Below are 6920 nucleotides of genomic sequence, written 5' to 3'. Positions count from 1 at the left end.
AGAATCGTTTGGTGATCACAGCCCAGACTTTTCTAAGCGCGATCATTGCTTGCCCCATTTCACGTTAAAGTATTTACTCATTCCAGAGTAAGATCGCAGTCGTTCCTTAGGATATGTAATGTGACCAGCCATAGATGCAGGCAATATCAATTTATAGGATCTCATCGCCATTCCAATCCCAGTCAATTTGGGAAATATCACGGGAGACTTTGTATAAATACCATCCGAGCAAAGCGATAATACAAAGGATTATAAAGGTAAAAAGCATATCATCCCCTTAGAGCTTTCATGTGACGTAACTACTAGGCTTACCATGGCAATTGAGTGCCATCGTAGACAAAAAATGAACCTGAATGCTTAAGTTTTAAATTGTCGATAACATTAAGCATGCCTGTAACACTCTCTTTTACTGTTACCTTGCCTTCCTTTCCACCCATATCGGTTTTTACCCAACCTGGATGAATTGCCATGGTCTTCACTCCCGCTTCGGATAATTCACAGGCTAGAGATTTAATTATTTGGTTGAGGGCCGCTTTTGATGCTCGATAGCTGTATCGTCCCCCTGAGCGGTTATCATCAATACTGGCCAGTATTGAGGTCATCCCGATTATGGTTTTATCTTGGCCGGCTAGAATATTATTGAGCAAGGCCTGCGTGATTAACATGGGTGCGATGGTATTGACCTTTAACACCTCTAGCCATCTTTGCTGATCCATATTGCCTAAGTTGTCACATCCTTCACCACTCACCCCAGCATTATGAATAAGTACATCAATAGGTTGCTCTTTAAACACCTCAGTTAAAGCTAGAATATCTGTTTCATGACTAACATCTAGAGCATAAGGGCGAATGGTTGAATACTGTTGTGCTAACAGGGTTAACTCATGCGCTGAATCAATATCGCGACAGCAAGCGATGACCTTGTAATGTCGCTGTGCATATTGCTTTGCAAGCTCTAATCCTAAGCCACGATTAGCTCCAGTAATAAAAACGGTTTTCATTGAGTGCCTCTTATCAGTTTCAATCTTGTCTAATACCAATCAATATAAGTTGCGAAAAGCTGGCCAATGCTGCTGCATTGACCAGCTCTAAGGGTAAGAGTCGTGTTTATTTCATTAATACATTTTTACCATTAACTTTCTGCACGCTTATCAAGACGGCCACTAAAGCGGGTCAAAGCAAGCGCTATCAGTACAACTACTGCACCTACCCAAGGTGTATGCATTAAGCCTGCTTCAGCGACAACCATCCCTCCGCCCCATGAACCAAGTGCAATACCAACGTTAAAGGCGGCAATGTTTAAACCGGAAGCAACATCCACTGCATCTGGTGTATATTTTTCAGCAAGTTTCACTACATATACTTGTAAACCTGGAACATTACCGAATGCAAATGCCCCCCAAACTAAAATCGTGGCTACCGCGGCAATAGGGTTAACGGCGGTAAAATTGAACACGATAAGCACAGCTGCAAGACCAGTAAAAATAATGCTAAGGGCTTTTATTGGGCCCATTTTATCGGCCATTTTTCCGCCCCAAATATTACCAATCGCAACTGAGACTCCATAAACCAACATAATTAAACTAATTGCATTCGCACTAAAGCCAGTTTCTTGCTGCAAAATAGGAGCAAGGAAAGTGAATGCTGTAAAAGTGCCGCCATAACCCAGTGCAGTAATCGCATAAACCAGTAATAATCTAGGTTGAGTTAATACCTTAAGCTGCGATGAAAGCTTAGCTGCAGCAGGTTGTTTTAAGTTATTTGGTACTAAGAAAGCACTACCAATTAATGCGATTAAACCTAATAGCGCAACAACTAAGAAGGTTGATTGCCAGCCAAAGGTTTGACCTATGTATGTCCCAAGCGGCACGCCTGTGACTAACGCCACGGTTAAACCAGTGAACATAATCGCAATGGCGCTGGCGGCTTTTTCTTTTGGTACCAGACCGGTAGCAATGGTTGAACCAATGGAGAAAAATACACCATGGGCTAAACCTGTCAAAATACGAGCGATAATCAGGGTGTTATATCCAGGTGCTTGCCATGCAACTAAGTTACCGACAACAAACAGTGACATGACGGTAATCAATACGTGTTTACGATTCCACTTTCCTGTTAAAGCCGTTAAAACCGGGGCGCCAATGGCAACACCAAGTGCATAAAGGCTAACCAGCAAGCCTGCTGAAGGCAGTGATATATTTAGGTCGGAGGCCATGGTCGGGAGTAGCCCCACGATCACAAACTCCGTTGTTCCAATAGCAAAGGCGCTGAGCGTCAATGCAAGAAGTGCTAAAGGCATAATATTTACTCTCTGTTGTTTGAAAATGACCAGCAATAGCCGATGTATTGGTCGCTATGCCGTCGCGTTGTTAATTGATGGGGGGCATTTTGCATTAAAGATGTTTTGTGAAAAACAGAGGTTTTTACAAATGATATTTGTTATAAATGCAATAAAGCTGATGAGCGATTGGATAAAGTTGAGGGAAATAGCATGCGAACAAAATCTGATGATTTAGCCATTTTACTAGCTGTAGTCGATACCGGAGGTTTTTCAGCGGCAGCAGAGAGCCTAGATATCCAAGTCGCGCGAGTATCCAGAGCGGTCAGTAAAGTGGAGAGTCAACTTGGGGTCACTATTCTAAACCGAACCACTAGACGTATTGAATTAACCGATGAAGGACGCCAGTTCATTGACTCTGTGCGGGTGGGATTAATGCAATTACAGCAGGCGGAAGAAGATATTATTTCCCGTGGGGAATTGCCCAAAGGCCGTTTACGTGTCGACGCGGCTAGTCCGTTTGTGTTTCATCAACTGGTGCCATTGGTGCAGTCATTTAATCAAGCCTATCCCGATATTGAGCTAGAAATAACCTCCAATGAAGGCATTGTGGATTTACTAGAAAAGAAAACCGATTTAGCAATTCGGATTGGTACGTTGAGCGATTCTACGCTACATGCTCGGTCGCTGGGTCGAAGCCCCTTGTATATTGTGGCTTCACCAGAATATATCTCAAAACGCGGGCTCCCCACTAAAAGCAGCGATCTTGCTCAGCATAATCTCATTGGATTTGTCGCCCCCAAAATTTTGAATGACTGGCCTTTAAAAGGGTTTACCCAACTAGACGCTTTGATGTCATCAAGTAATGGCGAAACCATTCGACAAATTGTGTTGGCAGGAAATGGCATTGCATGTCTATCAGGGTTTATGGTGAATAAAGATATTGCCGAAGGACGTTTAATCTCGCTGTTGGAGAGCGAAAAAATCAGTCATCCACGAAGAGAACAAGTCAACGCTGTGTATTATAAGACTTCTTCTGTGGCCAAGCGGATCTCCGCTTTTATTGATTTTATTAAGCCAAAGCTAACCCTGTAACCCGCTTAAACAAGCTGATTGTTGCAATTTATACAAATATTATTTGCCTTTATTGCTATAAATGATTGGTGACTCATTTGCTAGTATGCCCCTATCAAATGAAGAGGGCTCAACTATGTCACTATCACTATTTAAACCATTCACATTGGGTGGACTCACACTCAAAAACCGCATTGTCATGCCACCGATGACGCGTTCAAGAGCCAGTCAGCCTGGTGATGTCGCAAATGACATGATGGCAACCTATTACGCTCAGCGTGCCAGTGCAGGATTGATTGTGTCTGAAGGTACGCAAATTTCAGCGACGGCAAAAGGCTATGCATGGACCCCAGGTATTTACACACCTGAGCAGATTGCTGGTTGGCGTAAAGTGACAGACGCTGTGCATGCCAAACAAGGCGCTATTTTCGCGCAGCTTTGGCATGTGGGAAGAGTCACTCACCCAGATAACATCGGTGGTAAGCAACCGATTTCTTCCTCCGCATTAAAAGCGGAAAACGTCAAAGTATTCGTTGATAATGGCAGTGATGAACCTGGTTTTGTTGACGTCGTTCAGCCTAGAGCGATGACAAAAGCCGATATTCAGCAAGTGATCGAAGATTACCGTCAAGCCGCATTGAATGCCATTGAGGCAGGCTTTGATGGCATTGAACTGCATGCCGCTAATGGTTATTTAATTAACCAATTTATTGATTCAGAGGCGAATGATCGCACTGATGAGTACGGTGGATGTCTTGAAAACCGTCTTCGTTTTCTTGATGAAGTTGTTACTGCAATGGTCGATGCCATTGGCGCTGATCGCGTTGGTGTGCGCTTGGCACCTTTAACAACCCTCAATGGTACTGTTGATGCTAACCCTATTGAGACTTATACCGCTGCCGCAGCGTTACTCAATAAACATCATATCGTGTACCTACATATTGCTGAAGTCGATTGGGATGATGCACCAGATACACCCGTCTCATTCAAACGTGCAATGCGCAATGCTTTTCAAGGCGTGCTGATCTACGCAGGTCGTTATAATGCGGAAAAAGCAAAGCAAGCTATTGATGACGGACTGGCTGATATGATCGGCTTTGGTCGACCTTTTGTGGCGAATCCCGATCTTCCTGAACGTCTACTTCACGGCTACCCATTGGCAGAGCATGATCCAAACACCTTGTTTGGTGGTGGTGAGAAAGGTCTGATTGATTATCCAACGTATAAAGCTTAAGGGGGTAAGTATGTTTAAGGTATTTAAAGGTCACGGACTTGAGACTAGAAACCGTATCGCGATGGCGCCGATGACTCGTTCACGCACGTCTCAACCTGGTGATGTACCAAACGAGATGATGGCAACCTACTACCGTCAGCGTGCCAGTGCTGGACTCATTGTATCAGAGGGCACCCCGATCTCAGCGGCTGCACGAGGTTATTCGATGACTCCGGGCATTTATACCCCAGAGCACATCGAAGGCTGGAAAAAAACCACCCAAGCTGTGCATCAAGATGGCGGGAAAATATTTACTCAACTTTGGCATGTGGGGCGACGCAGTCATTCTGATATTTCAGGTACTAAGCCGTTAGCCCCATCAGCGATTAAAATCCCAGATCAAGTATTTGGCCCACTAGCTGAAGGTGGCTTTGGGATGATTGAAACCGAAACGCCACGGGAGATGACGTTGCAAGACATTAAGAGCACGATTGCGGATTTTGTACAAGCGGGCAAAAACGCCATTGAAGCTGGTTTTGATGGCGTGGAAATTCATGCTGCGCATGGTTACTTGTTTGATACCTTTTTACGCTTAGAAAGCAACCAAAGAAGTGATCAATATGGTGGCAGCCAAGAGAATCGCATGCGCTTTTTGGTTGATACGTTGCAAGCACTTACCGACGAAATTGGTGGGGAAAGAGTTGCGGTTCGTCTGTCTCCTCATATCGGAGAGGGTTTTGCTGGGGATGATGTTGAAATTGTTCCGCTAACGTTAGCATTGCTGGAAAAACTACAACTGATGAACCTTGCGTATGTGCATTTTTCAGAAAACATATCACGCTATGTAGAGGTGCCTGAAGAGTTTCGCCAGCAAGTACGCCGAATATACTCTAATCCAATCATGGTTGCAGGAAAGTTGACCAAGCAATCTGCCCAACAGTTGCTAGATAAGCAGTATGCTGATTTCGTTGCCTTTGGTACTCCTTTTGTAACGAACCCTGATTTAGTCGCCCGATTTGCTCATGATTTACCATTGGCCGAGTTTGATGCCGATGCTAGGTTGACCTTGTATGGGGGCGGAGCCGAAGGCTACGTCGATTATCCAACTTATCAAGCCTAATACACCAGGTACCAAGGACGATAACTCTTTGGTGCCTTACCTTTTCATTAAGCGAGTGGAAGTGATATGGAACCCTATCGAATTTGGCAATATCAAACTGAGAAACACAGTCTTGTTTTAGGTAAGGCTGAAAGAGCAGCTTTAGATGACAGCGAAATCTTAGTACAAAACAAAGCGATTGGTATTAACCCTGTGGATTGGAAATTTATTAAAGCCAATCCTTTAAATTGGCCGAATGGCCATGTTCCAGGTGTTGATGGTGCAGGCGTCGTCGTACAAGTAGGTTCTAAAGTTGATCCCAGTCTAATTGGCCGTCGAGTGGCATATCATGGTTCACTAAATCGCCATGGTAGCTTCGCTAAATATACTGTTTTGAACGTTGAGCGAGTGATGACACTACCTGAGAGCCTATCTTTTGAACTTGCCGCGGCACTGCCTTGTCCGATGCTAACTGCGTGGCAAGCATTTGAAAAAATTCCATTAACCCAACAAAGAGAAGTGCTTGTCGTTGGTTTTGGCGCGGTGAATAATTTGTTATCCCAGATCCTTGTCAGAGCGGGTTATATCGTTGATGTTGTCTCCGCGAGTCTGAGCGAAGAGCGAGCCAAAAGCTTAGGTATTCGCCAAGTTTATCGGGAGCAATCTCAAATCGACATGAAATACTTCGCCATTTTTGATGCGGTGAGTGGGGAAAATGCCGCCCATTTAGTGCCGCTGTTAAGAGCGAATGGACATATTGTCTGCATTCAAGATCGTATTGCTAAACCCATTGACCCTCCATTTACGCGCACTATTTCTTACCACGAAATAGCCCTTGGAGCGTTACATAATTTTGGTGATAAAGATGATTGGCATACATTAATGCAAAATGGTGAAGCGCTGCTTGAGCGTATTGAAAATGGGAGTGTTGAAGTTAGTATTCCTGTCACTTTTAAATTCGAGCAGATGCTTGATGCGTTGAAACACAGTGAAACCACAAAACGAAAAACCGTGATTACATTGAGTTAGACTGCGCAATTTATCCTTTTGCTGGGAGTCACATAGCGCTTACTTCCTACACTTTGCTTGGATAGTTGTTCTAATTGCTGATATTGAGTAAGACTCATCTTTGCAACGTCGTTTAAAATTGTGGTCTAAATAATTTTGACCACGCTCTTACTAGCAGATGCGATACTAATAGCAATCTAACCAACGAAGAATTCGTGATTGCTCAATAGTCGGTAGAACTACTGTAA

Annotated in this window: 6 protein-coding genes; 4 read left to right on the top strand and 2 right to left on the bottom strand. The window is 44.0% G+C overall.

Annotated elements, in window-relative coordinates:
- Positions 1-308: 308 nt before the first annotated feature.
- Both AB4351_RS21880 and AB4351_RS21875 read right to left on the bottom strand, forming a co-directional pair.
- The gene (locus AB4351_RS21880; protein ID WP_017068416.1) at positions 309-1001 is read right to left on the bottom strand and encodes an SDR family oxidoreductase; all 693 of its coding nucleotides are present in this window, start codon (positions 999-1001) and stop codon (positions 309-311) included.
- Between the two features lie 131 nt (positions 1002-1132).
- A complete protein-coding gene (locus AB4351_RS21875; RefSeq protein WP_029235440.1) occupies positions 1133-2299 on the bottom strand; it encodes an MFS transporter in 1167 nt (388 codons plus the stop codon).
- A 192-nt stretch (positions 2300-2491) separates the two neighbouring features.
- Between AB4351_RS21875 and AB4351_RS21870 the strand changes: the two genes are divergently transcribed.
- From AB4351_RS21870 to AB4351_RS21855, 4 genes are all read left to right on the top strand, one after another.
- A complete protein-coding gene (locus AB4351_RS21870; protein ID WP_017062691.1) occupies positions 2492-3373 on the top strand; it encodes a LysR substrate-binding domain-containing protein in 882 nt (293 codons plus the stop codon).
- A 115-nt stretch (positions 3374-3488) separates the two neighbouring features.
- Positions 3489-4586: an alkene reductase gene (locus tag AB4351_RS21865; RefSeq protein WP_017062692.1), complete on the top strand. Its 1098-nt coding sequence runs from the start codon at positions 3489-3491 to the stop codon at positions 4584-4586.
- 10 nt (positions 4587-4596) lie between these two features.
- Positions 4597-5685 carry an alkene reductase gene (locus tag AB4351_RS21860; RefSeq protein ID WP_017062693.1) on the top strand — a complete coding sequence of 363 codons (1089 nt, stop codon included), beginning with the start codon at positions 4597-4599 and terminating at the stop codon, positions 5683-5685.
- A 66-nt stretch (positions 5686-5751) separates the two neighbouring features.
- A complete protein-coding gene (locus AB4351_RS21855; protein ID WP_017062694.1) occupies positions 5752-6693 on the top strand; it encodes a zinc-binding dehydrogenase in 942 nt (313 codons plus the stop codon).
- Positions 6694-6920: the final 227 nt, after the last annotated feature.

The organism is Vibrio sp. 10N.261.51.F11, assembly GCF_041471665.1.
Lineage (GTDB): Bacteria > Pseudomonadota > Gammaproteobacteria > Enterobacterales > Vibrionaceae > Vibrio > Vibrio crassostreae_C.
Note: the sequence above shows the minus strand (reverse complement) of the source record. Positions and strands in the feature narration are given on the sequence as shown.

What these genes read in the sequence shown, in the direction of transcription:
- AB4351_RS21870 (WP_017062691.1), top strand. Translation starts at nt 2,492, where the DNA reads ATGCGAACAAAATCTGATGATTTAGCCATTTTACTAGCTGTAGTCGAT.
- AB4351_RS21855 (WP_017062694.1), top strand. Translation starts at nt 5,752, where the DNA reads ATGGAACCCTATCGAATTTGGCAATATCAAACTGAGAAACACAGTCTT.
- AB4351_RS21875 (WP_029235440.1), bottom strand. Translation starts at nt 2,299, where the DNA reads ATGCCTTTAGCACTTCTTGCATTGACGCTCAGCGCCTTTGCTATTGGA.
- AB4351_RS21880 (WP_017068416.1), bottom strand. Translation starts at nt 1,001, where the DNA reads ATGAAAACCGTTTTTATTACTGGAGCTAATCGTGGCTTAGGATTAGAG.
- AB4351_RS21860 (WP_017062693.1), top strand. Translation starts at nt 4,597, where the DNA reads ATGTTTAAGGTATTTAAAGGTCACGGACTTGAGACTAGAAACCGTATC.
- AB4351_RS21865 (WP_017062692.1), top strand. Translation starts at nt 3,489, where the DNA reads ATGTCACTATCACTATTTAAACCATTCACATTGGGTGGACTCACACTC.